The organism is Pantoea sp. JZ29, from assembly GCF_035190385.1.
Lineage (GTDB): Bacteria > Pseudomonadota > Gammaproteobacteria > Enterobacterales > Enterobacteriaceae > Pantoea > Pantoea stewartii.
Genome location: NZ_CP045241.1, coordinates 85,792 through 110,102 on the forward strand (window position 1 = coordinate 85,792; position 24,311 = coordinate 110,102).

General features: G+C 52.8%; 15 protein-coding genes, 1 tRNA gene, 3 rRNA genes and 1 pseudogene. 13 read left to right on the forward strand and 7 right to left on the reverse strand.

The window, feature by feature from the left end; all coding sequences use genetic code 11:
• Position 1: 1 nt before the first annotated feature.
• The 3 genes and pseudogenes from rbsB to rbsR all read left to right on the forward strand — a co-directional run bounded on the left by rbsB (position 2) and on the right by rbsR (position 2,864).
• On the forward strand, positions 2-877 hold the full coding sequence (gene rbsB / locus GC090_RS00405; RefSeq protein ID WP_033737208.1) for a ribose ABC transporter substrate-binding protein RbsB: 876 nt from the start codon (positions 2-4) through the stop codon (positions 875-877).
• Between the two features lie 61 nt (positions 878-938).
• Entirely contained in the window at positions 939-1,868 is a 930-nt protein-coding gene (rbsK, locus tag GC090_RS00410) for a ribokinase (RefSeq protein ID WP_262959630.1), read from the forward strand.
• 4 nt (positions 1,869-1,872) lie between these two features.
• Positions 1,873-2,864 (forward strand): annotated as a pseudogene (gene rbsR, locus GC090_RS00415) (ribose operon transcriptional repressor RbsR).
• Here rbsR and mdtD read toward each other — a convergent pair.
• A complete protein-coding gene (gene mdtD / locus GC090_RS00420) occupies positions 2,861-4,261 on the reverse strand; it encodes a multidrug transporter subunit MdtD (RefSeq protein ID WP_006121179.1) in 1,401 nt (466 codons plus the stop codon). The pseudogene rbsR and the gene mdtD overlap by 4 nt on opposite strands.
• A gap of 537 nt (positions 4,262-4,798) precedes the next feature.
• Here mdtD and GC090_RS00425 point away from each other — a divergent pair.
• From GC090_RS00425 to rrf, 4 genes are all read left to right on the forward strand, one after another.
• Positions 4,799-6,340 (forward strand): 16S ribosomal RNA (locus GC090_RS00425).
• A gap of 92 nt (positions 6,341-6,432) precedes the next feature.
• Positions 6,433-6,507 (forward strand) — tRNA-Glu (locus tag GC090_RS00430).
• Positions 6,508-6,720: 213 nt separating this feature from the next.
• A 23S ribosomal RNA gene (locus GC090_RS00435) occupies positions 6,721-9,625 on the forward strand.
• Positions 9,626-9,729: 104 nt separating this feature from the next.
• A 5S ribosomal RNA gene (gene rrf, locus GC090_RS00440) occupies positions 9,730-9,845 on the forward strand.
• Together the 16S, 23S and 5S rRNA genes with 1 tRNA gene alongside form the textbook arrangement of a ribosomal RNA operon.
• 279 nt (positions 9,846-10,124) lie before the next feature.
• Here rrf and mobB read toward each other — a convergent pair.
• The gene (mobB, locus tag GC090_RS00445; protein WP_324020675.1) at positions 10,125-10,634 is read right to left on the reverse strand and encodes a molybdopterin-guanine dinucleotide biosynthesis protein MobB; all 510 of its coding nucleotides are present in this window, start codon (positions 10,632-10,634) and stop codon (positions 10,125-10,127) included.
• Positions 10,616-11,206, reverse strand: coding sequence for a molybdenum cofactor guanylyltransferase MobA (mobA, locus tag GC090_RS00450; protein WP_033738021.1), 591 nt, complete (start codon positions 11,204-11,206; stop codon positions 10,616-10,618). The genes mobB and mobA overlap by 19 nt, the downstream gene beginning before the upstream one ends.
• Before the next feature lie 71 nt (positions 11,207-11,277).
• Here mobA and GC090_RS00455 point away from each other — a divergent pair, with 71 nt between their 5' ends.
• The 4 genes from GC090_RS00455 (at position 11,278) to polA (ending at position 16,405) form a co-directional block, all read left to right on the forward strand.
• The gene (locus tag GC090_RS00455) at positions 11,278-11,553 is read left to right on the forward strand and encodes a YihD family protein (RefSeq protein WP_006121318.1); all 276 of its coding nucleotides are present in this window, start codon (positions 11,278-11,280) and stop codon (positions 11,551-11,553) included.
• Positions 11,554-11,598: 45 nt separating this feature from the next.
• Positions 11,599-12,585: a serine/threonine protein kinase gene (locus GC090_RS00460; protein ID WP_006121320.1), complete on the forward strand. Its 987-nt coding sequence runs from the start codon at positions 11,599-11,601 to the stop codon at positions 12,583-12,585.
• Positions 12,586-12,610: 25 nt separating this feature from the next.
• On the forward strand, positions 12,611-13,240 hold the full coding sequence (gene dsbA / locus GC090_RS00465) for a thiol:disulfide interchange protein DsbA (protein WP_006121321.1): 630 nt from the start codon (positions 12,611-12,613) through the stop codon (positions 13,238-13,240).
• Between the two features lie 381 nt (positions 13,241-13,621).
• Complete coding sequence (polA, locus tag GC090_RS00470; protein WP_162286826.1) at positions 13,622-16,405, forward strand: DNA polymerase I; 2,784 nt, start codon at positions 13,622-13,624, stop codon at positions 16,403-16,405.
• A 366-nt stretch (positions 16,406-16,771) separates the two neighbouring features.
• Here polA and yihA read toward each other — a convergent pair whose 3' ends face one another.
• Positions 16,772-17,407, reverse strand: coding sequence for a ribosome biogenesis GTP-binding protein YihA/YsxC (gene yihA / locus GC090_RS00475; RefSeq protein WP_006121326.1), 636 nt, complete (start codon positions 17,405-17,407; stop codon positions 16,772-16,774).
• Positions 17,408-17,958: 551 nt separating this feature from the next.
• Here yihA and yihI point away from each other — a divergent pair.
• Both yihI and hemN read left to right on the forward strand, forming a co-directional pair.
• Entirely contained in the window at positions 17,959-18,477 is a 519-nt protein-coding gene (gene yihI, locus GC090_RS00480) for a Der GTPase-activating protein YihI (protein WP_277283554.1), read from the forward strand.
• A 235-nt stretch (positions 18,478-18,712) separates the two neighbouring features.
• A complete protein-coding gene (gene hemN, locus GC090_RS00485; RefSeq protein ID WP_110268842.1) occupies positions 18,713-20,086 on the forward strand; it encodes an oxygen-independent coproporphyrinogen III oxidase in 1,374 nt (457 codons plus the stop codon).
• Positions 20,087-20,122: 36 nt separating this feature from the next.
• Here the strand turns inward: hemN and glnG are convergent, their stop codons facing one another.
• The 3 genes from glnG to glnA all read right to left on the reverse strand — a co-directional run bounded on the left by glnG (position 20,123) and on the right by glnA (position 24,193).
• Positions 20,123-21,532: a nitrogen regulation protein NR(I) gene (gene glnG, locus GC090_RS00490; protein WP_006121329.1), complete on the reverse strand. Its 1,410-nt coding sequence runs from the start codon at positions 21,530-21,532 to the stop codon at positions 20,123-20,125.
• Positions 21,533-21,539: 7 nt separating this feature from the next.
• The gene (glnL, locus tag GC090_RS00495; protein ID WP_033738029.1) at positions 21,540-22,589 is read right to left on the reverse strand and encodes a nitrogen regulation protein NR(II); all 1,050 of its coding nucleotides are present in this window, start codon (positions 22,587-22,589) and stop codon (positions 21,540-21,542) included.
• A gap of 194 nt (positions 22,590-22,783) precedes the next feature.
• On the reverse strand, positions 22,784-24,193 hold the full coding sequence (gene glnA, locus GC090_RS00500; protein ID WP_006121331.1) for a glutamate--ammonia ligase: 1,410 nt from the start codon (positions 24,191-24,193) through the stop codon (positions 22,784-22,786).
• Positions 24,194-24,311: the final 118 nt, after the last annotated feature.

Genomic DNA, 24,311 nt, shown 5'->3' on the forward strand with positions numbered 1-24,311 from the left:
GATGAAAAAGTTAACTGCACTCGCTGTCATTCTTGGCGCAACCCTCAGCGCCAGCGCAATGGCGAAAGATACCATTGCCCTTGTTATCTCTACGCTGAATAACCCGTTCTTTGTGTCCCTGAAAGACGGCGCGCAAAAAGAAGCGGACAAACTGGGTTACAACCTGGTCGTGCTGGATTCACAGAACAACCCTGCGAAAGAACTGGCTAACGTGCAGGATCTGACGGTTCGCGGCACCAAAGCGCTGCTGATCAACCCAACCGATTCTGACTCTGTAGGCAATGCCATCAAGCTGGCTAACCAGGCAAAAATCCCTGTTATCACGCTGGATCGCGTGGCGGCTCAGGGTACCGTGGTAAGCCATGTTGCATCTGATAACCGCTTCGGCGGAAAAATGGCTGGTGACTTTATTGCCCGTAAACTGGGTGATGGCGCGAAAATCATCGAATTAGAAGGGATCGCGGGAACTTCAGCAGCCCGTGAACGTGGCGAAGGCTTCCAGAAAGCCGTTGATGCACACAAGTTCAAGGTTCTGGCCAGCCAGCCTGCTGACTTTGACCGTACTAAAGGCCTGAACGTGATGCAGAACCTGTTGCAGGCGCATCCAGATGTGCAGGCGGTATTTGCCCAGAACGACGAAATGGCACTGGGTGCCCTGCGTGCACTGCAGACTGCTGGCAAGACCGATGTGCTGGTGGTGGGCTTTGACGGCACGCCAGATGGTGTGAAAGCCGTTGAAGGCGGTAAGCTGGCGGCGACCGTTGCTCAGATGCCAGAGAAAATTGGCATGATCGGCGTTCAGACTGCTGATAAAGTGCTGAAAGGCGAAAAAGTGCAGGCAGTTTATCCAGTTGATTTGAAACTGGTTACTAAATAAATCAAAGAAAAGCAGGGCACTGCGCCACCCATCGGTGGCGCACTTATTTCGGACTCTCCCAATGAGCAAACACGCAAAACTGGCCGTTCTCGGCAGCATCAATGCTGACCATATCCTTAATCTGGCACACTTTCCCCGCCCCGGCGAAACGGTGATCGGGCAGAAATATCAGATTGCGTTTGGTGGTAAAGGCGCCAATCAGGCGGTTGCGGCCGGCCGTGCGGGCGCTGATATTGCCTTTATTGCTTGTGTCGGTGCCGATGACATTGGTGAACGTGTCTGTCAGCAACTCGCGCAGGATAAGATTGATACCCAGCCGGTAGAGGTCATTGAGGGTGAATCGACGGGCGTTGCGATGATCTTCGTCAATGGTGAAGGCGAAAATAATATAGGCATCTATTCCGGTGCTAATGCCGCGTTAACGCCAGCCTACGTCGCGCGTCACCAGCAGGTTATCGCCGGGGCTGACGCATTACTGATGCAGCTTGAATCGCCACTGGACAGCGTGGTAGCGGCGGCAAGCCTTGCCCGACAGCATCAGACGCAGGTCATTTTGAATCCTGCGCCAGCAACGGCTCTGCCGGACAGTCTGTTAGCGCTGGTTGACGTGATTACGCCAAACGAGACTGAGGCTGAAATCCTGACAGGAATCGCCGTCAGAAATGATGAGGACGCTGCGCGTGCGGCGGCTGCGTTACATAATAAAGGCATCCCCACTGTCTTGATCACCCTGGGACGCCGTGGCGTCTGGCTGAGTGAAAAGGGCCAGGGGCAACGTGTTGCGGGTTTTGACGTGAAAGCCGTAGATACGATTGCGGCGGGTGATACGTTTAACGGCGCGTTTATCACAGCACGTCTTGAAGGCAAGGCCATGCTGGATGCCGTTCGCTTTGCGCACGCTGCTGCGGCAATTGCGGTAACCCGTTCGGGAGCACAGCCCTCTGTACCCTGGCGTGCCGAGATCGACGACTTTTTACAGCAACAGGGTTAAGCGCTTGGCTACGATGAAAGATGTCGCCCGGCTGGCGGGCGTCTCCACCTCAACGGTTTCACACGTCATCAACAAGAATCGTTTTGTGAGCGATGGGGTGCGTGAAAAAATCGAACAGGCGATTCGCGATCTGAACTATGCGCCGTCGGCACTGGCTCGTAGCCTCAAGCTTAACCAAACCCATACGATCGGCATGCTACTGACCGCCAGCAGTAACCCCTTTTATGCCGAAGTGGTACGTGGTGTTGAAGACAGCTGTTATGAGCGTGGATACAGCCTGATTCTGTGCAATACCGCCGGGGACGAAGACCGTATGAATCGTAGCCTGGAAACCTTGCTGCAAAAGCGGGTCGATGGTTTGCTGATTATGTGCACGGAAAGCCATTTACCGTCGGCGGAAATCCTGAATCGTTATCCTTCTATTCCTATGGTGATGATGGACTGGGCGCCTTTCGAAGGGCGGGGCGATATCATTCAGGATAACGCGCTGTTGGGGGTGAACTGGCGACACAGCATCTGATTGACAGCGGATATTCGCGAATCGCCTGTATTTCCGGGCCGCTTGATAAAACCCCGGCGCGCATGCGCCTTGAAGGTTTTCATCAGGCAATGCAGAAAAACGGTCTGGAGGTCCCGCCAGACTATGTCGTGAGCGGTGACTTTGAGTTTGCGGGCGGTTATAACGCCATGTTCGAACTGTTGGCGCTGGATACCCCACCGCATGCCGTTTTTACCAGCAACGACGCGATGGCGGTTGGGGTTTACCATGCACTACATCAGGCCGGCTTGCAGATTCCGCAGGATATGGCGGTGATGGGATATGATGACGTGGAACTGGCGCGCTATATGTCGCCGCCGCTGAGCACCATTCATCAACCGAAAGATGAGCTGGGTGAACTGGCTATTGATACGTTGATTTATCGTCTGAGTAATCCCGACGTCAGCCAGCAGACGCTGGTACTGACGCCGGAACTGGTTCCGCGGGGATCGGTTTAAGCTTTCTTCTTTTTATCGCGATTTTTAATCAGGTTGCGTCCGTCGCCATTGCGCAGCATCGTAAACGTCAGCGCTGACAGGACGGTGACGATGCCCATCGTCAGGAAGGTAGAATGGAACTGTTCTACTGTCGTGCTATCAAATTCCTGATAAAAGCGCAGGACAGCTGCACTCACGGCCACCCCAAAGCTGATCGCGAGCTGCTGTGTCACCGCGAGTACACTGTTGCCGCCACTGGCATTGTCGTCATCCAAATCAGCCAGGGTAATGGTGTTCATTGCCGTAAACTGGGTGGACATCGCCATACCTAACAGAAAGAGTGGAATTAATAAGAACGCAATATCCTCAGAAGGTGACTGCAGCGAGAAGCTGGCGATCATCACGCCAATGATCATCGTAATACTGACTAACAGGCGGCGATAGCCAAACCAGCGCAGTAATTGCGTCACGCTTTGTTTAGCCAGAATGGAGCCAATGGCTGTGGGGGCCATCATGCAGCCAGCCAGAATCGCAGAATAGCCAAATCCTACCTGAAGCATCAGCGGCATCAAAAACGGCACGCAACCAGTGCCCAGCCGCGAAGCGATGTTACCAATGATGCCTACCGAGAATGTGCGTGTTTTAAACATGGGCAGATTGATCAACGGCGAGGGATGACGCCGGGCATGGGCTATATAGAGGAGCAACAAGACAACGCCGCCAGTCAGAACGCCTGCCGCAAGCCAGGGTGAGACAATACGCTCACCAAACAGCTCTATGCCGGTAGAGATCATCACTAATCCAATGCCGAACAATAAAAATCCCAGAAAGTCGAAACGGCGCTTTGGTGTCGTGAAGTCAGGCATGAATTTACGTGCATAGACGATGCCGAGCAGACCTATCGGAATGTTTATCAGGAAGATCCAGTGCCAGGTGGCATAGGTCACCATGATTCCCCCCAGCAACGGCCCCAGTATCGGTCCGACTAATCCCGGCATGGTGACAAAGTTGAGAATAGGTAAGAGTTCACTACGGGGATAGGCACGCAGAAGTGCCAGCCGCGCGACGGGCATCATCATCGCGCCACCCACGCCCTGAATAACGCGCGATGTGACCAGTATTGATAAGGAGGGCGATAAGGCACAGGCAAGTGAACCCAGCGTAAACAGCGAAACGGCAATAATAAAGATCTTGCGTGTGCCAAAGCGGTCTGCAAGCCATCCACTAACCGGAATAAGCATGGCAACAGTTAAGGTGTAGCTGATAACGGCGGACTGCATGGCTAGCGGGGAACGTTCAAGGCTGGTAGCGATCGCGGGCAGCGCGGTATTGAGTATCGTGGCATCCAGTGACTGCATAAAGAAGGCCATAGCGGCAATCCATGGCAGACCGGCCATACTGCGCGCGGATTTAATCATTGAGCGTCCTTCGTAATGTCTTCGGCAAAGAATATAAAAAAGAATAGCATTGGCAGAAATGCACAATACGCCTCTTTCAACCGATATGTGGTGATTTCCGTGCGTTATTTACGCAGGATGTGTTGCTTTTTACCCCGTTCGTTTAAAAATGAATCGCTCAGTCATTTTTTTATAATTAATGCTTGTCACCCAGAAAGAACGCCCTATAATGCGCCTCCACTGACACGGCACAACGGCTTACGTAACGCGGTGTTCAGCAGAGAACTCCCCGGAGTTTTCGCCGGAGAAAAACTTCTGAAAAAGAGGTTGACTCTGAAGGAGGAAAGCGTAATATACGCCACCTCGCAACAGACGGTTAACCCGCTGGTTGCACTGCTCTTTAACAATTTATCAGACAATCTGTGTGGGCACTCGCAGGATTGATATCCGCGTCTCCGGACGCAAAAAAATATCAAGTCTTAAGAGTGAACACGTATTGAAATTCATTACGACGTTTTCCTTGAGCATCGCTGCACTGGTTGCAGCAAATCAAACTTTAAATTGAAGAGTTTGATCATGGCTCAGATTGAACGCTGGCGGCAGGCCTAACACATGCAAGTCGGACGGTAGCACAGAGGAGCTTGCTCCTCGGGTGACGAGTGGCGGACGGGTGAGTAATGTCTGGGAAACTGCCCGATGGAGGGGGATAACTACTGGAAACGGTAGCTAATACCGCATAACGTCGCAAGACCAAAGTGGGGGACCTCCGGGCCTCACACCATCGGATGTGCCCAGATGGGATTAGCTTGTAGGCGGGGTAACGGCCCACCTAGGCGACGATCCCTAGCTGGTCTGAGAGGATGACCAGCCACACTGGAACTGAGACACGGTCCAGACTCCTACGGGAGGCAGCAGTGGGGAATATTGCACAATGGGCGCAAGCCTGATGCAGCCATGCCGCGTGTATGAAGAAGGCCTTCGGGTTGTAAAGTACTTTCAGCGGGGAGGAAGGTGGTGAGGTTAATAACCTCAGCAATTGACGTTACCCGCAGAAGAAGCACCGGCTAACTCCGTGCCAGCAGCCGCGGTAATACGGAGGGTGCAAGCGTTAATCGGAATTACTGGGCGTAAAGCGCACGCAGGCGGTCTGTTAAGTCAGATGTGAAATCCCCGGGCTTAACCTGGGAACTGCATTTGAAACTGGCAGGCTTGAGTCTCGTAGAGGGGGGTAGAATTCCAGGTGTAGCGGTGAAATGCGTAGAGATCTGGAGGAATACCGGTGGCGAAGGCGGCCCCCTGGACGAAGACTGACGCTCAGGTGCGAAAGCGTGGGGAGCAAACAGGATTAGATACCCTGGTAGTCCACGCCGTAAACGATGTCGACTTGGAGGTTGTTCCCTTGAGGAGTGGCTTCCGGAGCTAACGCGTTAAGTCGACCGCCTGGGGAGTACGGCCGCAAGGTTAAAACTCAAATGAATTGACGGGGGCCCGCACAAGCGGTGGAGCATGTGGTTTAATTCGATGCAACGCGAAGAACCTTACCTACTCTTGACATCCAGCGAACTTTCCAGAGATGGATTGGTGCCTTCGGGAACGCTGAGACAGGTGCTGCATGGCTGTCGTCAGCTCGTGTTGTGAAATGTTGGGTTAAGTCCCGCAACGAGCGCAACCCTTATCCTTTGTTGCCAGCGATTCGGTCGGGAACTCAAAGGAGACTGCCGGTGATAAACCGGAGGAAGGTGGGGATGACGTCAAGTCATCATGGCCCTTACGAGTAGGGCTACACACGTGCTACAATGGCGCATACAAAGAGAAGCGACCTCGCGAGAGCAAGCGGACCTCATAAAGTGCGTCGTAGTCCGGATCGGAGTCTGCAACTCGACTCCGTGAAGTCGGAATCGCTAGTAATCGTGGATCAGAATGCCACGGTGAATACGTTCCCGGGCCTTGTACACACCGCCCGTCACACCATGGGAGTGGGTTGCAAAAGAAGTAGGTAGCTTAACCCTCGGGAGGGCGCTTACCACTTTGTGATTCATGACTGGGGTGAAGTCGTAACAAGGTAACCGTAGGGGAACCTGCGGTTGGATCACCTCCTTACCTGAAGATACCGTCGTGCGAAGTGCTCACACAGATTGTCTGATAGAAAGCTGAAGAAGCAAGACGGCTGCGAAGCCGAGACACACGTACGTGTCCCCTTCGTCTAGCGGTTAGGACTCCGCCCTTTCACGGCGGCAACAGGGGTTCGAATCCCCTAGGGGACGCCACTTGCTTGGTGACAGGTGAAAGGTGTCTCCACGAAGTATCTCAAAACTGGCCTCAGGGTCACGTTTGAGATATTTGCTCTTTAACAATCCGGAACAAGCTGAAAATTTGAAACGACGCACGTCGTGTTCCTCCGTAATAAGGAACACAGCACGATGCGTTCGGGTCTCTCAAAAGCTCATAACACGCAAGCGCAAAACGCCTGTGGGTTGTGAGGTTAAGCGACCAAGCGTACACGGTGGATGCCCTGGCAGTCAGAGGCGATGAAGGGCGTGCTAATCTGCGATAAGCGCCGGTAAGGTGATATGAACCGCTATAACCGGCGATACCCGAATGGGGAAACCCAGTGTGACTCGTCACACTATCATGCAGTGAATCCATAGCGGCATGAGGCGAACCGGGGGAACTGAAACATCTAAGTACCCCGAGGAAAAGAAATCAACCGAGATTCCCCAGTAGCGGCGAGCGAACGGGGAGGAGCCCAGAACCTGCATCAGCTTGTGCATCAGTGGAAGCGTCTGGAAAGTCGCAGGGTACAGGGTGATACTCCCGTACACAAAGGTGCATGAGCTGTGAGTTCGATGAGTAAGGCGGGACACGTGGTATCCTGTCTGAATATGGGGGGACCATCCTCCAAGGCTAAATACTCCTGACTGACCGATAGTGAACCAGTACCGTGAGGGAAAGGCGAAAAGAACCCCGGCGAGGGGAGTGAAACAGAACCTGAAACCGTGTACGTACAAGCAGTGGGAGCACCTTCGTGGTGTGACTGCGTACCTTTTGTATAATGGGTCAGCGACTTATATTCTGTAGCAAGGTTAACCGTATAGGGGAGCCGCAGGGAAACCGAGTCTTAACTGGGCGTTAAGTTGCAGGGTATAGACCCGAAACCCGGTGATCTAGCCATGGGCAGGTTGAAGGTTGGGTAACACTAACTGGAGGACCGAACCGACTAATGTTGAAAAATTAGCGGATGACCTGTGGCTGGGGGTGAAAGGCCAATCAAACCGGGAGATAGCTGGTTCTCCCCGAAAGCTATTTAGGTAGCGCCTCGTGAACTCATCTCCGGGGGTAGAGCACTGTTTCGGCTAGGGGGCCATCCCGGCTTACCAACCCGATGCAAACTGCGAATACCGGAGAATGTTATCACGGGAGACACACGGCGGGTGCTAACGTCCGTCGTGAAGAGGGAAACAACCCAGACCGCCAGCTAAGGTCCCAAAGTCATGGTTAAGTGGGAAACGATGTGGGAAGGCACAGACAGCCAGGATGTTGGCTTAGAAGCAGCCATCATTTAAAGAAAGCGTAATAGCTCACTGGTCGAGTCGGCCTGCGCGGAAGATGTAACGGGGCTAAACCATGCACCGAAGCTGCGGCAGCGACGCGTAAGCGTTGCTGGGTAGGGGAGCGTTCTGTAAGCCGTTGAAGGTGTGCTGTGAGGCATGCTGGAGGTATCAGAAGTGCGAATGCTGACATAAGTAACGATAAACAAGGTGAAAAACCTTGTCGCCGGAAGACCAAGGGTTCCTGTTCAACGTTAATCGGAGCAGGGTGAGTCGACCCCTAAGGCGAGGCCGAAAGGCGTAGTCGATGGGAAACAGGTTAATATTCCTGTACTTGGTGTTACTGCGAAGGGGGGACGGAGAAGGCTATATCGGCCGGGCGACGGTTGTCCCGGTTTAAGCGTGTAGGTGTGTGCGCCAGGCAAATCCGGTGCACTTTACACTGAGGCGTGACGACGAGGCACCACGGTGCTGAAGTGATAAATGCCCTGCTTCCAGGAAAAGCCTCTAAGCATCAGGTAACACGAAATCGTACCCCAAACCGACACAGGTGGTCAGGTAGAGAATACCCAGGCGCTTGAGAGAACTCGGGTGAAGGAACTAGGCAAAATGGTGCCGTAACTTCGGGAGAAGGCACGCTGGCGCGTAGGTGAAGGGACTTGCTCCCGGAGCCGAGGCCAGTCGAAGATACCAGCTGGCTGCAACTGTTTATTAAAAACACAGCACTGTGCAAACACGAAAGTGGACGTATACGGTGTGACGCCTGCCCGGTGCCGGAAGGTTAATTGATGGGGTTATCCGTAAGGAGAAGCTCTTGATCGAAGCCCCGGTAAACGGCGGCCGTAACTATAACGGTCCTAAGGTAGCGAAATTCCTTGTCGGGTAAGTTCCGACCTGCACGAATGGCGTAATGATGGCCAGGCTGTCTCCACCCGAGACTCAGTGAAATTGAAATCGCTGTGAAGATGCAGTGTACCCGCGGCAAGACGGAAAGACCCCGTGAACCTTTACTACAGCTTGACACTGAACACTGAGCCTTGATGTGTAGGATAGGTGGGAGGCTTTGAAGCGTGGACGCCAGTCTGCGTGGAGCCGTCCTTGAAATACCACCCTTTAATGTTTGGTGTTCTAACGTGGGCCCGTGATCCGGGCTGCGGACAGTGTCTGGTGGGTAGTTTGACTGGGGCGGTCTCCTCCCAAAGCGTAACGGAGGAGCACGAAGGTTGGCTAATCCTGGTCGGACATCAGGAGGTTAGTGCAATGGCATAAGCCAGCTTGACTGCGAGAGTGACGGCTCGAGCAGGTGCGAAAGCAGGTCATAGTGATCCGGTGGTTCTGAATGGAAGGGCCATCGCTCAACGGATAAAAGGTACTCCGGGGATAACAGGCTGATACCGCCCAAGAGTTCATATCGACGGCGGTGTTTGGCACCTCGATGTCGGCTCATCACATCCTGGGGCTGAAGTAGGTCCCAAGGGTACGGCTGTTCGCCGTTTAAAGTGGTACGCGAGCTGGGTTTAGAACGTCGTGAGACAGTTCGGTCCCTATCTGCCGTGGGCGCTGGAGAATTGAGGGGGGTTGCTCCTAGTACGAGAGGACCGGAGTGAACGCACCGCTGGTGTCCGGGTTGTCACGCCAGTGGCACTGCCCGGTAGCTAAGTGCGGAAAAGATAAGTGCTGAAAGCATCTAAGCACGAAACTTGCCCCGAGATGAGTTCTCCCTGAGGCTCCGAGCCTCCTGAAGGGACGTTGAAGACGACGACGTTGATAGGCCGGGTGTGTAAGCGCAGCGATGCGTTGAGCTTACCGGTACTAATGACCCGTGAGGCTTAACCTTACAACGCCAGAGGCGTTTTGGGTTGAGAGACAGAAAGAATTTTCAGCCTTGTTTACCGGATAACGCCGTGCGGCCCGAGGGGGCGGTGCGGCAGACAGAATCTGCCTGGCGGCTGTAGCGCGGTGGCCCCACCTGACCCCATGCCGAACTCAGAAGTGAAACGCCGTAGCGCCGATGGTAGTGTGGGGTCTCCCCATGCGAGAGTAGGGAACTGCCAGGCATCAATCAGGTGAAGAAGCCCCGTACGGAAGTACGGGGCTTTTTTACGTCCGTCGTCCGGGGAGGGCGGGGGCTGCCGGACCTCTGCGGGCTTCAGGGCAGAGCTCTGTTGCTGCCTGCCGGTCATCCTCCCTGGTCCTGGTCCTGCCCTGACCGTTTACCTTGCCTCTGCATGTATGCGGCCGTCATGACGTTTATCTTCCGACGCCGCCCTCGTACAACCCCATACGACGTCTCAGCCGATACCTGTCAGAGATAACGCGCCATGTATCTCGTTCCATTAACTGGCCTTTTCCAGCCATGTCATGATAAACGCAGCAACCTCTCCGGGCTGGTTGATATCCACGGTAGGCACATCCGGCTTACGCGAAAGGTCGTCAGTGACAACCGCCACGACATGCTCATCCAGCAGATCGACCAACTCCCCTTTAACACCCGATCGCCAAAGCACGATTTTGGGCACGGGCTCATCTTTGAAGCCTTCCACTAGCACCAAATCCAGTTGCGTACTATCCATTCGTGAGGCTAACGCCCTTAGACTAACGGGCTGCTCTGGCGTTTCACACATCATCGCCCAGCGCCGATCGCTGGCGACAATAACCTGATCGGCACCGGCTTTTCGCAGCCGATAGCTGTCCTTACCTGGCGTATCAACATCCATCTGATGATGCGTATGTTTGATCAGTCCTGCTCGTATTCCCTGCGCTTTCAACAGCGGTATAACCTGCTCAAGCAGCGTGGTTTTACCGGTTCCGCTCCAGGCGACAATCGCTAATAACGGGACGGGCATGATGATTTCTCCCGATTAACCAGATCGTCAGGCGTATTAATATTGCGGAAAGCTGATTCCGCATCACTGAACAGTACGGGATGCCCACCCTGTTCACGCATAAATTGCATAAGCCTGCGTTCACCACGTAACAGGCCCGCTTCAAGATCGCCGATCAGCGCCCGATTCATCAGCGCCAGAGTCGGATGATCACGTTCGGATGACTGCACCCAGACAACAGGTGCGCTGTTACGCTGCTGCCAAAGACGCGCAACAAAATCGCCGGGAATATCAGGTGTATCGCACGCGCAAAACGCAACCCACTCAGTAGGACTGTTTCGCAAACCGCTCAGCATACCTGCCAGTGGTCCGGGATAGTCCTGCATGGTGTCAGCCACGACCTGACAACCACTTATCTGATAACGATCAATGTTACGGTTGGCGCTTATTAACACAATGTCTACCTGCGGCTTTAACCGCTGAAGAACATGCTGATAAAGTGGTTTACCTTGCAGCATTATTAACCCTTTATCCTGTCCTCCCATACGGCGACCTTGTCCACCTGCAAGGATTACCCCGGTAATTGCTGTCATTTTCGTCTCCTGACTCAAATCTGGACGATACTCACATTGCGGCAGCGGACCACCTGCATAAAGGAATTATCATGAAAACGCATCGGCTGAGTGAACTGCTCGAACTCCTGCAACCTGCCTGGGAAAAAGAACCTGATCTTAACCTGCTGGCATTTTTACAAAAACTGGCTCAGGCGTCCGGTTTCGTTGGCCCATTAAGTGAATTAAGCGATGACATATTGATTTATCATCTAAAAATGCGTGATTCTGCCAGCCATGATCAGATTCCCGGACTGAAAAAAGATTATGAAGTTGATTTTAAAACGGCGCTGCTGCGTGCACGTGGAGTCATTAAAAATGATGAGTAGTGTTATCCTTAGCCGTTCACAGTAAAGATAAGCACAGGGATAACCATGAGTGATGCCGCCTTTAATTTTCAAACGCTCAATCCAGATGTCCTGCTTGATGCGCTTTGGGAAACAGGTATTCGGGTAGACTCCGGTCTTACTGCCCTGAACAGCTACGAAAACCGCGTTTATCAGTTTAGCGATGATAACAGGCAGCGCTATGTGGCCAAGTTTTACCGACCACAGCGTTGGTCTGCTGAGCAGATTACTGAGGAGCATCAGTTCTCTCACGATTTACTCGGCGATGAAGTGCCCATTGCTGCGCCCCTGGTTCTTAAGGGTAATACGTTGCAACAGCATGCGGGTTTTTACTTTGCGGTTTTCCCCAGCCTCGGGGGCCGACAATATGAAACCGATAACGACGATCAGATGGAATGGGTTGGGCGCTTCCTGGGCCGCATGCATCAAACAGGCCGAAAAAATCTGTTCCGGCATCGCCCCTCAATGGGACTTGATGAATATCTGGATCAGCCCCGGGATGTGCTGGCAAACGCTGAACTTGTGCCCGCGTCGCTGCGCAGTGCATTGTCAGAGGCCGTCGATAAGCTGGGTATGACACTCCGTCAATGCTGGCACGACAACTGGCAGCCGTTACGATTACATGGTGATTGCCACCCAGGCAATATCCTGTGGCGGGATGGCCCCCTGTTTGTCGATCTCGACGATGCCCGCAATGGCCCGGCCGTTCAGGATCTGTGGATGTTGATCAGCGGCGATAAGCAGGAGCAGCGGATCCAGTGGGATATTCTGCTGGAAGCCTATAGTGAATTCAGTGACTTCGATATTAACGAATTGTCACTGATTGAACCTTTACGTGCGATGCGCATGATTTATTATCTGGCCTGGGTTGTTCGCCGCTGGCAGGACCCCGCCTTTCCGCGCGCGTTTCCCTGGATGACCGATGAGGATTTTTGGCGCAGGCAAATTTTGCAGTTTATCGAGCAGGAAAAGGTGTTGCGGGAACCCCCGTTGCAGCTGACCCCGCAATTTTAATGACAAGTCAGGAGAGTTTTCCCCAATGAAGAAAATATTTTTTGCACTGATGGGTTTGGTGCTGGCCTTCAGCGCATCTGCTGCACAATTCTCTGAAGGTAAACAATATGTCAGCCTGCCTAAGCCGGTTGCCGGTGAACCGCAGGTCATGGAGTTTTTCTCTTTTTTCTGTCCTCACTGCTACCAGTTTGAAGAAATCTATCATGTCAGTGATGCGGTGAAAAAGAACCTGCCAGCGGATACCAAAATGGTTAAATACCATGTTGATTTCCTGGGCGGCGAGCTGGGGCCGGTTGTCACGCACGCATGGGCTGTGGCCATGGCGCTGGGGGTTGAAGATAAAGTCACGGCACCTATTTTCGACGGTATTCAGAAAACCCAGACCATTACCGATCCCGCCAGTCTGAAAGACGTTTTCATCAAAGCCGCAGGCATTACCTCTGAGCAATATGATTCGGCCTGGAACAGCTTTGCAGTAAAAGCGCTGGTTGCCCAGCAGCAAAAAGCGGCCGCTGATGTGGATCTGCGCGGTGTTCCCGCTATCTTTATTAACGGCAAATACATGGTTAATAATGGTGGACTGGATACGAGCTCAATGGAAAACTTCGTGGCGGATTATGCCAACGTTGTTAAATTCCTGGTCGAAAAGAAATAAGCGTTTTTTGCTATCATCTTCCGCAAAACGCCAGCATTCGCTGGCGTTTTCTTTTGCCATCACTCACCTTATCTCTGCTGGACTGGAGAAGCACAGTTTTTCTATCCACACAAGCAGACATGCCGTCAAAAATCACGATCACATCACGGTTTTGTTTTAAGTTACTAATTTTAAACAAGTATCATTGCTGGCTGGGATCGCTATGATATAAATAAATGATTGATATGATTTTTACGCACAAAGTTATCCACAGGAAGATCGTTACGATCCAAAAGGCTACAGCACCAAAAAAACAACTTCCCGTTTGTCTTGATTAACCCTTTTCGCCAAGGTGTGGCATCCTTATAGACCAATCCATGGCAACGAAGAATACACAGACATATGGCGCAAATAGCAGAAAACCCCCTGATTTTGGTTGATGGCTCATCCTATCTTTATCGCGCGTACCACGCTTTCCCGCCGCTGACGAACAGTGCAGGAGAGCCTACCGGTGCTATGTATGGCGTGCTGAACATGCTTAAAAGCCTGTTGGTTCAATACAGCCCTACACATGTTGCTGTGGTGTTTGATGCTAAAGGCAAAACCTTCAGGGATGAGCTGTTTGAACATTACAAATCTCATCGCCCGCCCATGCCCGACGATCTGCGGTCACAGATTGAGCCGTTACACGAAATGGTGCGTGCGATGGGATTGCCTCTGCTGGCCGTCAGCGGTGTCGAAGCGGATGATGTGATTGGTACGCTGGCGTTAGAAGCGGAAAAAAAGGGTTACTCTGTCCTTATCAGTACGGGCGACAAAGATATGGCGCAGCTGGTGACGCCAGCGATAACGTTAATCAATACGATGACTAACACCATTCTTGGGCCGGAAGAAGTTGAGCAAAAGTATGGTGTGCCACCCGCCTTGATCATCGATTTTCTGGCGATGATGGGCGACAGCTCAGATAACATTCCAGGCGTACCAGGCGTGGGTGAAAAAACGGCTCAGGCCCTGCTACAGGGACTGGGAGGGATGCAGTCGATCTACGATAATCTCGATAAAGTTGCCGATCTTTCATTCCGTGGTGCCAAAACTATGGCCACAAAGCTGGAACAAAACCGCGAGGTGGCGTTTCTCTCCTATCAACTTGCGACCATTAAAACGGATGTGGCGCTGGATCAGCCTTGTGAGGCGCTTACCGTCGGTGAACCGGATATTCAGGCCTTGCAGGCGCTGTTTAGCCGTTACGAGTTCAGGCGCTGGTTGACCGACCTGCAAGAGGGAAAATGGCTACAGGGTAAGAAAAGCAACCGACAGGCCCAACAGGTTCTTGTCGATGAGCCTGTAAAGGCGGAAGCCTCAAGCGTCTTGTCTGCCGAGGGTTATGTCACCATCCTGGATCAGCAAACGCTGGACAACTGGGTTGAGAAACTGAAAAAAAGCGACGTTTTCGCGTTTGACCTTGAAACCGATGCGCTGGACACGTTAACAGCCAACATTGTGGGTCTCAGTTTCGCCATCGCGCCAGGCGAAGCGGCTTATCTTCCTGTCGCGCATGATTATCTTGATGCGCCCGAACAGCTTGATCGCGATGCGGTGCTCGCACAGCTCAAACCGCTGCTGGAAGATCCTGATGTGAGCAAAGTGGGGCAAAACCTCAAGTACGATCGCGGTGTCCTTAAGAACTACGATATTGAGTTAGCAGGCATTAAATATGACACCATGCTTGAGTCGTACATCCTGAACAGTGTGGTGGGCAAGCATGATATGGACAGCCTGTCGGCACGCTGGTTGAATCATAAAACGGTCACCTTCGAAGAGATCGCCGGTAAGGGTAAAAATCAGCTTACGTTTAATCAGATTGCCCTTGAGCAGGCTGCGCATTATGCGGCAGAAGATGCTGACGTCACGTTGCAGTTGCACCTGAAGATGTGGCCTGAGCTTGAAAAAGAAGCCGGCCCGAAAAAGGTGTTCGAACAGATCGAGATGCCGTTGCTCAGGGTCATTTCGCGCATTGAGCGTAATGGCGTGTTGATCGATCAGGCCATCTTAGCGCAGCACTCAAAAGAGCTGACAGCGCGCCTGGCTGAACTGGAACGTGAAGCGCATGAACTGGCGGGCGAGCCGTTTAATCTCTCTTCCACGAAGCAGCTGCAGGTCATCCTGTTTGAAAAGCAGGGCATTAAGCCCACCAAGAAAACGCCGGGTGGTGCGCCGTCGACCAGCGAAGAAGTGCTGGCAGAGCTGGCGCTGGACTATCCATTACCGAAAGTCATTCTGGAGCACCGTGGGCTGTCAAAACTCAAGTCCACGTACACCGATAAGCTGCCGTTGATGATCAATCCTGTAACCGGCCGCGTGCATACGTCTTACCATCAGGCCGTCACCGCGACCGGACGTTTATCATCTACCGATCCTAATCTGCAAAACATCCCGGTGCGGAATGACGAAGGACGGCGCATTCGCCAGGCCTTCGTAGCAGGCAAAGGCAACCGCATCGTCGCGGCGGACTACTCGCAGATTGAACTGCGTATCATGGCCCATCTGTCGCAGGATAAAGGCCTGCTGGACGCGTTCTCGCAGGGAGAAGATATCCACCGGGCTACCGCAGCGGAAGTGTTTGGCGTACCGCTCAGTAAGGTGACGGGTGAACAACGTCGCAGCGCGAAGGCCATCAATTTTGGTCTCATCTACGGTATGAGTGCATTTGGCTTATCCCGCCAGCTGAATATCGGTGCAGGTGAGGCGAAGAAATATATGGATCTGTACTTCGAGCGCTATCCAGGCGTCCTGCGCTACATGGAAAATACCCGTCAGCTCGCCGCGAGTAACGGTTATGTCGAAACGCTGGACGGGCGTCGCCTGTGGTTGCCTGACATCAAGTCCAGCAATGCGATACGACGTAAAGCGGCAGAACGCGCCGCAATCAATGCCCCCATGCAAGGAACGGCGGCCGATATCATTAAACGCGCGATGATCGCGGTTGATAACTGGTTACAGGAACAGCGAAGCGACGCAGTGAAGATGATTATGCAGGTGCACGATGAACTGGTGTTCGAAATCAAAGAGGAGGCCGTTGAAGCGGCCAGTAAGCAGATTCGTACGCTAATGGAAGGCAGTATGGCGCTGGATGTGCCCTTACTGGTTGAAGTTGGGGTAGGGGATAACTGGGAGCAGGCACACTAGGTAAGCAACCGGCGCTGACGTGATGCGTTAGCGCCCGGTGAGAAACGTGGCCCGTTCAACCATTCAGGTTTTCTCAGCATCATGAAGGAATGACTGACTCTGCCTCCACCATTTTTTTGATAATTTAACTACATGTCATCTTCATTTTTGTGACGAGCATAGTAAAAAAAGTGGCGGAAAATGAATGGGAGTAACAAAAAAACCTTTGTTGCTCACAAAAAATCAGGTAAAGTTCGAGGCGTAGGGTACAGAGGTAAGATGTTCTATCTTTCAGACCTTTTACTTCACGTAATCGGATTTGGCTGAATTTAGCCGCCCCAGTCATTCTGTGACTGGGGCGTTTTTTATTGGGCTTTTTGCCCGGCCTTATGCGTCACTGTCCTGATCGTCCACTGCGGGTTCCAGTTCACTAAACCAGCTATTCAGCTTGTGGCGCACTTTATCAACGCCAATCTTTTTCAGCGATGAGAAAACTTCCACCTGCACATCTCCCATGAAAGCCAGCGAGGCTTCCTTCACCATATTAAGCTGGGCCTTACGTGCGCCAGATGCGAGCTTGTCGGCTTTCGTCAGCAGCAGCAAAACAGGAATACCGCTGTCAACGGCCCACTGAATCATTTGCTGATCCAAATCTTTAAGAGGGTGACGAATATCCATCAGTACCACCAGGCCTTTTAATGCCTGGCGTTTTTGCAGATATTCTCCCAGTGCCCGCTGCCACTTGAGTTTCATCTCTTCCGGTACTTCGGCATAGCCATAACCGGGTAGATCGACGAGGCGCTTACCTTCGGCCACCTCAAACAGGTTAATCAACTGCGTACGACCGGGCGTTTTACTGGTACGCGCCAGGCTTTTTTGGTTGGTTAACGTGTTTAAAGCGCTGGATTTCCCCGCATTAGAACGGCCAGCGAACGCCACTTCAATGCCGGTATCAGAAGGTAAATGGCGGATATCAGGCGCGCTAAGGATGAAGCGGGTGACATGGTAATTCAGTTCAGACAAGGTAGTACTCCAGAAACGCATTAGGGCAATGGCGCTGATTATACGCATTATGGCGGGAAAGTGCTCAATACCATTGTTCAGGGCTCGCTGTAAGACATTTGCCATAAATCTTGCAAGTTATGTCGCTTTTTAATTAAAAAATTAAAAAAATAAATGATTAAAATTCAGTGCATTATACTAAAGTACAGGTTTTTCGCTCAAACACCATACAAGTATTACTTGAGCCTTTTACCAATTGGTCTACATTATTCAGCAGTGCAGGACAGCATTCATCAGGATGATGCGCTCAGGAACGTTGGGATAACGAAGAGCGACAGGAAAGGAAATGGTCAGGGATTGCGGACCAGAAAAGGAAAAGGATGAGCTCCGGAGTTGAGCAGGCGCAGGATTAACCGGGATGTTGTGAGCCGAAACGGATTTGAAACATGATTCCTTCTGCCGAAGGTATGAAATAAGGCGACAGCTTGAGCTGTCGCCTTTTTTCTTTGTCTGGTTTCTGCTAGATTTCGCCGCAATTCTATACTGAATAAAAAACACCGGAACCCAAGATTATGAAGCAACCTGCAAGCGCGGCGAAGGGCAAGCCTGTCGCCAAAGCAAAACGTAAATCGCGTGAAGAGATCAATAACGAAGCGCGCGATCGTAAACGCGATAAAAAGCATCGTGGCCATGCGTCAGGCAGCCGTGCTAACCCGCAAGCGCAGAGCAGCAACGGTAAGCAAGCGGCCCCGGCAAAAGATCCGCGTATCGGCAGTAAAAAGCCGGTGTCGTTAATCGTTGACGACAGCGCTGCACCCGCAAAAACCAAAAAAGTGACGGCAAAACCGGCGAAGCAGAAAGTGGTGCTGACACCGGAAGAAGAGCTGGCGCAGTTAGAGAACAGCGAGCGTCTTGATGCGCTACTGGACCGCCTTGAGAAAGGCGAAACGCTGTCATCTGAGGATCAGGGCTGGCTTGATGTCACGCTGGATCGCATTGATGAACTGATGGAACAGCTCGGCATCGCGATGGACGAGGAAGACGATCCGGAGGCGGAAGAAGATATGTACCGCCTGCTTAAAGGGCATTAAGCCGTCTTTGATCGGCATGCGTAAATGCGCATGCCTGGTTTAACAGGTAAACGACAATGTTTTGGCCTGGATCAATTTTCGTGCTTTTGATGACATGTTATCTCCTGTGGTTATTGTTTAAACTACAACGACTGTCGCGTCTGAAGCAGCGTTTACGGCGGGTTTCCTCCCGCACTCCTCTCTTTCCTTCTGCATCGCGGCCTTTCCCACAGCGAGGTAAACGGAAGGAGTCAGCATGTCAGCGACACAAATCGACTGGGACCAGGCATTAATTGAAAAATACAATGCGGCGGGTCCGCGCTATACCTCTTATCCCACCGCGCTAGCGTTCAGCGAGACCTTTACAGACGCTGATTTTCAACGTGCCACTGAACGTTATCCGCAACGCGCGCTGTCGCTCTATGTTCATATCCCGTTCTGTCATCGCCTGTGCTATTTCTGTGGCTGCAATAAGGTTGTCACGCGTCACTTACATAAAGCCGACCGCTATCTGAACGCGCTGGAACAGGAGATTGTCGCCCGCGCGCCACTGTTTCGTGATCGTCGCGTCACTCAACTGCACTGGGGCGGCGGCACGCCGACATTTTTGAATAAGCAGCAGGTTAGCCGGCTGGTGGCGCTGCTGAAACAGCATTTCACCTTCGAGGATGACGCGGAGATGTCGATCGAGGTCGATCCGCGTGAAATTGAACTGGAGATGATCGATCATCTCCGGACGTGCGGTTTTAATCGCCTGAGCATGGGCGTACAGGACTTTAACAAGGCGGTGCAGGAGCGGGTTAACCGGGTGCAGGATGAGGACGTGATTTTTGCCCTGATGGCACGGGCACGTGAGCAGGGGTTTCGTTCAACCAGCATCGACCTGATTTACGGTCTGCCGCTGCAAACGGCGGAAAGCTTTGCTTTTACGCTGCAGCGGGTTATCGCGCTGGATCCCGATCGACTGAGCGTTTTTAACTATGCGCATCTTCCGTCACTCTTTGCCGCACAGCGAAAAATTAAAGAAAATGAACTGCCCTCGGCGCAACAGAAGCTGGCTATCCTGCAGCAGAGCATTACAACGCTGACCCGGCATGGCTACCAGTTCATCGGTATGGACCACTTTGCTAAACCGCAGGACGAGCTGGCGGTGGCTCAGCGCGAGGGGAACCTGCACCGCAATTTTCAGGGTTATACCACCCAGGGCGACTGCGATTTACTCGGTCTGGGCGTCTCCGCCATTAGCATGATCGGCGATCGCTACGCGCAAAACCAGAAAAGCCTGAATGACTGGTACAGCCAGGTTGAAAAACAGGGCCATGCCTTATGGCGGGGATTCACGCTCAGTCAGGACGATTGCCTGCGCCGCGATGTGATCAAAACGCTTATCTGCAACTTTGCGCTCGATTTCAGCGCGACAGAAACGCAGTGGAATATCACCTTCGACAGCTATTTTGCCGAAGAGCTGGCGCGGTTAAAACCGCTGATTGCGGATGGGCTGGTGGTGCAAAACGCGACAGGCCTGAAAGTGACAGGAACAGGACGACTGCTGATTCGCCATATTTGTATGTGTTTTGATGCTTACCTGCGACAAAAGACGCAACCGCAGCCCTATTCGCGTGTGATTTAACCGCCGGAACAGCACAGGCTGTTCCGGCGGAATGGCTTATTCCATGCCCAGTTCTTTCAGCTTACGTGTCAGCGTATTCCTTCCCCAACCCAGCAAACGCGCGGCTTCCTGTTTGTGACCCTGCGTGTGGCGCAGTGCAGTCGTCAGAAGCGTGCGTTCCATTTCCGGCTGTGCTTCTGACAGCAGGTTTTGATGACCGGAACGCAAGGCACGATCGGCCCATTGTGCCAGCAGGGTTGCCCAGCTGTCGGGAAGCGACTGCGTGGGGCTTTCCGGCGTACTGGATTCGAATAACTCCGGTGGTAAATCCTGAATCAGCACTTCCTGACCGGCGGCCATCACCGTTAACCAACGGCAGGTATTCTCCAGCTGACGCACGTTACCCGACCAGTGCAAACGGGTCAGCGCGGTCTCGGTCTCCGCATGCAGGATCTTGGCTTCCACACCAAGCTCGCGTGCGGCCACCTGCAGGAAATAACGGGCCAGACGGGGAATATCTTCACGACGCTCACGCAGCGGCGGCAAATGCACGCGGATGACATTCAGGCGGTGAAACAAGTCTTCACGGAACTTGCCTTCCTGTACCCGCAGTTCAAGGTTCTGGTGCGTAGCGGCAATGATGCGCACGTCCACTTTGACCGGTGCATAGCCACCGACGCGGTAAAACTGCCCGTCTGCCAGTACGCGCAGCAGGCGCGTCTGAACATCCAGCGGCATATCACCAATTTCATCTAAAAACAGCGTCCCGCCGTCGGCCTGTTCAAAGCGTCCCTGACGAATCTGATTCGCACCGGTAAAGGCCCCTTTTTCATGGCCAAACAGTTCCGACTCAATTAAATCCTTAGGGATCGCCGCCATGTTGAGGGCAATAAACGGCGCTTTACTGCGAGGACTGTGGCGGTGCAGTGCGTGCGCTACCAACTCTTTACCTGTACCCGATTCCCCGTTGATCAGCACGCTAATCGACGAACGGGAGAGACGGCCGATAATACGGAACACGTCCTGCATGGCGGGCGCTTCACCGATAATATCGGTGGTGGGGCCGCTTACCGGTTGATTACGTGGCTGCTGTTGCTCCTGATAGTGACTGATGGCACGTTCAACCAGCGCGACCGCTTCGTCGATATCGAACGGTTTGGGCAGGTAATCGAACGCGCCTTGCTGATAGGCGCTTACCGCGGCATCCAGGTCGGAATGCGCTGTCATGATGATAACCGGAAGCATGGGATGGCGCTGTTTGATTTGTTTTAGCAGAGCCAGCCCGTCCATACCCGGCATACGGATATCAGACAATAAAACGTCCGGGGTTTTTGTTGCGAGTGCATTGAGCACGTCGTTCGCGCTGTCAAAAGTGGCACAGCTTAAACCGGCTCCAGTGAGCGCGCGTTCAAGCACCCAGCGGATGGAGCTATCGTCATCGACGATCCAGACTATCCCTCGTTGCATAGAAACCTCACTGGCGAATAGGCAGGTAAACCGAAAACTCGGTATGACCCGGCCAACTGTTGAACTCAATTTTTCCCGAATGCTGATCAATCAGGCTACGGGCAATAGAAAGGCCTAAGCCGGTACCGCCTTCCCGTCCGCTTACCATTGGATAGAACAGCGTATCCTGTAGCTGGGCTGGAATACCGGGGCCGTCATCTTCGATATCAATGCGGGCAACCAGACGATAACGTGTGCCATGCAGTGTTAACTGGAAGGCTGTACGGGTTCGAATCACGATTGTGCCGCCGTCTTCGCCTAACGCCTGCAGCGCATTGCGCACGACGTTCAGCAAAACCTGCTCAATCTGATCGGGATCGTGCGGTAATTCCGGCAGGCTGGGATCGTAATCGCGAACCAGCGATACGTTTTCTGGCAGCTCCATCGAAACCAGGTTAACGACACGTTCCGCTACCTGATGAATACTCTGGGTAATATGCATACCGGGCTGTTGCGGCCCCAGTAAGCGATCGACCAGATTTCGCAGGCGGTCTGCCTGTTCAATAATGACTTTGGTATATTCATTCAGGGCAGGGTCCGGCAGGGCGCGTGACAAAAGCTGCGCCGCGCCGCGCAATCCACCTAGCGGGTTTTTAATCTCATGGGCCAGCCCGCGGACCAGATCGCGTGCGGCCACCTGCTGAGCATGCTGCAGCTGTTCCTGACTCAGGCGACGCTGATTATCCATCGGTGCCATTTCCAGCAGAATCAACCCATCAGGCAGGCGCTGTGCCGTGAGCGACATAATGTGCGCCCGGCCATCCACGACCAGAGTAACTTCGCTGTCAGTAAAGCCCTGGCCCGCCTCAAGACTCTCGCGCATGACCTCGACATTCAGCGAAAAGTAGCCGGTTAATTCAGGTAACGGCGTGCCGAACAATTTACGTGAGCTTTGCGCCAGTAATTGCTGTGCCGCCGGGTTGGCATAATGGATCGCCAAATCGGTATCCACCAACAAAATACTGTTGATTAAGGTATTGAGAATCTGCCCGGCGTCGGGCAGGGAGGCAGTTGCCATACAGCGTTCCTCTGCACTAATTTAGTGCATTGTAGTCTTTAAGCCGGAATTAAAGCGAATGAACGATGAATTCGCGGAGAAAAAAGCCCATCCGAAGATGGGCTAAAGTTTCCACGGCAACAAAAAAACGTTTCAGGTTAAGCGTGCCGCAATTGCAATCTTTCAATGCGGCACCCATTTTGCTGACTCTGAAATTAGACGCTGTAGTACAGTTCGAACTCAACCGGATGTGGCGTCATGCGCACACGGTCGTTCTCTGATTTACGCAGCTCGATGTAAGCATCGATCGCGTCGTCAGTGAAGACGCCGCCACGGGTCAGGAACTCGCGGTCTTCGTTCAGTGCATTCAGCGCTTCTTCCAGTGAACCTGCAACTTTTGGAATCTCAGCTTCTTCTTCCGGTGGCAGGTCATACAGGTTTTTATCCATCGCATCACCAGGATGGATTTTGTTGATGATGCCATCCAGGCCAGCCATCAGCAGTGCAGTAAACGCCAGGTACGGGTTAGCCGCTGGGTCCGGGAAGCGCGCTTCAATACGACGTGCTTTCGGGCTGGCAACAACCGGGATACGGATTGATGCAGAACGGTTACGGGCAGAGTAAGCCAGCATAACCGGTGCTTCATAACCCGGAACCAGACGCTTGTAAGAGTTGGTGGTTGGGTTGGCCAGGGCGTTGATTGCTTTTGCGTGCTTGATGATACCGCCGATGTAGAACAGCGCGGTTTCAGACAGGCCGCCGTATTTGTCACCAGAGAACAGGTTTTGTCCGCCTTTAGACAGAGACATGTGGCAGTGCATACCTGAACCGTTGTCACCAAACATTGGCTTCGGCATAAAGGTTGCCGTTTTGCCGTAAGCATGCGCCACGTTGTGCACAACATATTTGTAGATCTGAATTTCGTCAGCTTTTTTGGTCATGGTATTGAAGCGGGTTGCCACTTCGTTCTGACCCGCTGTCGCAACTTCGTGGTGATGAGCTTCAACAACCAGACCCATTTGCTCCATTGTCAGACACATAGCAGAACGGATGTCCTGTGATGAATCGACCGGTGGAACCGGGAAGTAGCCGCCTTTCAGACCTGGACGGTGACCTTTGTTACCGCCTTCGTATTCTTTGCCGGTGTTCCAGGCCGCTTCGATATCATCGATAGCGACGTGCGAACCAGAGGTTGACGAACCGAAACGGATATCGTCGAACAGGAAGAATTCTGGCTCGGGTCCAAACAGAACGGTATCAGCGATGCCTGAAGAACGCAGATAGTCTTCAGCGCGCTTTGCGATAGAGCGTGGATCGCGGTCATAGCCTTGCATGGTGCCAGGCTCAAGGATGTCACAGCGAATGATCAGTGTTGAATCTTCAAAGAACGGATCCATAACTGCCGTGGTTGCATCCGGCATCAGTACCATGTCTGATTCGTTAATGCCTTTCCAGCCGCCGATGGAAGAGCCATCGAACATTTTGCCTTCTTCGAAGAAGTCAGCGTTAACCTGGTGAGCCGGAATAGTAACGTGCTGTTCTTTACCTTTGGTATCGGTAAAACGCAGGTCAACAAACTTAACTTCGTGCTCGTTCATCATCGAGAGAACGTGTTCAGCGGACATACTCAACTCTCCTGGAAATGGTCATTGTCTACATGGTGAGAACCGGGTGAGGAAATGTGCGACATGTGTCAGCCATACCTCAGTCTGATCCCGACCAGCTCTGCAACCGTTGTCTTAC

Bases quoted from the DNA above. Each gene is read 5' to 3' on its own strand.
- glnG (WP_006121329.1), bottom strand. From the start codon at position 21,532: ATGCAACGAGGGATAGTCTGGATCGTCGATGACGATAGCTCCATCCGC.
- GC090_RS00455 (WP_006121318.1), top strand. From the start codon at position 11,278: ATGAAAACGCATCGGCTGAGTGAACTGCTCGAACTCCTGCAACCTGCC.
- yihI (WP_277283554.1), top strand. From the start codon at position 17,959: ATGAAGCAACCTGCAAGCGCGGCGAAGGGCAAGCCTGTCGCCAAAGCA.
- polA (WP_162286826.1), top strand. From the start codon at position 13,622: ATGGCGCAAATAGCAGAAAACCCCCTGATTTTGGTTGATGGCTCATCC.
- mobB (WP_324020675.1), bottom strand. From the start codon at position 10,634: ATGCCCGTCCCGTTATTAGCGATTGTCGCCTGGAGCGGAACCGGTAAA.
- rbsK (WP_262959630.1), top strand. From the start codon at position 939: ATGAGCAAACACGCAAAACTGGCCGTTCTCGGCAGCATCAATGCTGAC.
- glnA (WP_006121331.1), bottom strand. From the start codon at position 24,193: ATGTCCGCTGAACACGTTCTCTCGATGATGAACGAGCACGAAGTTAAG.
- hemN (WP_110268842.1), top strand. From the start codon at position 18,713: ATGTCAGCGACACAAATCGACTGGGACCAGGCATTAATTGAAAAATAC.
- rbsB (WP_033737208.1), top strand. From the start codon at position 2: ATGAAAAAGTTAACTGCACTCGCTGTCATTCTTGGCGCAACCCTCAGC.
- mobA (WP_033738021.1), bottom strand. From the start codon at position 11,206: ATGACAGCAATTACCGGGGTAATCCTTGCAGGTGGACAAGGTCGCCGT.
- dsbA (WP_006121321.1), top strand. From the start codon at position 12,611: ATGAAGAAAATATTTTTTGCACTGATGGGTTTGGTGCTGGCCTTCAGC.
- GC090_RS00460 (WP_006121320.1), top strand. From the start codon at position 11,599: ATGAGTGATGCCGCCTTTAATTTTCAAACGCTCAATCCAGATGTCCTG.
- mdtD (WP_006121179.1), bottom strand. From the start codon at position 4,261: ATGATTAAATCCGCGCGCAGTATGGCCGGTCTGCCATGGATTGCCGCT.
- glnL (WP_033738029.1), bottom strand. From the start codon at position 22,589: ATGGCAACTGCCTCCCTGCCCGACGCCGGGCAGATTCTCAATACCTTA.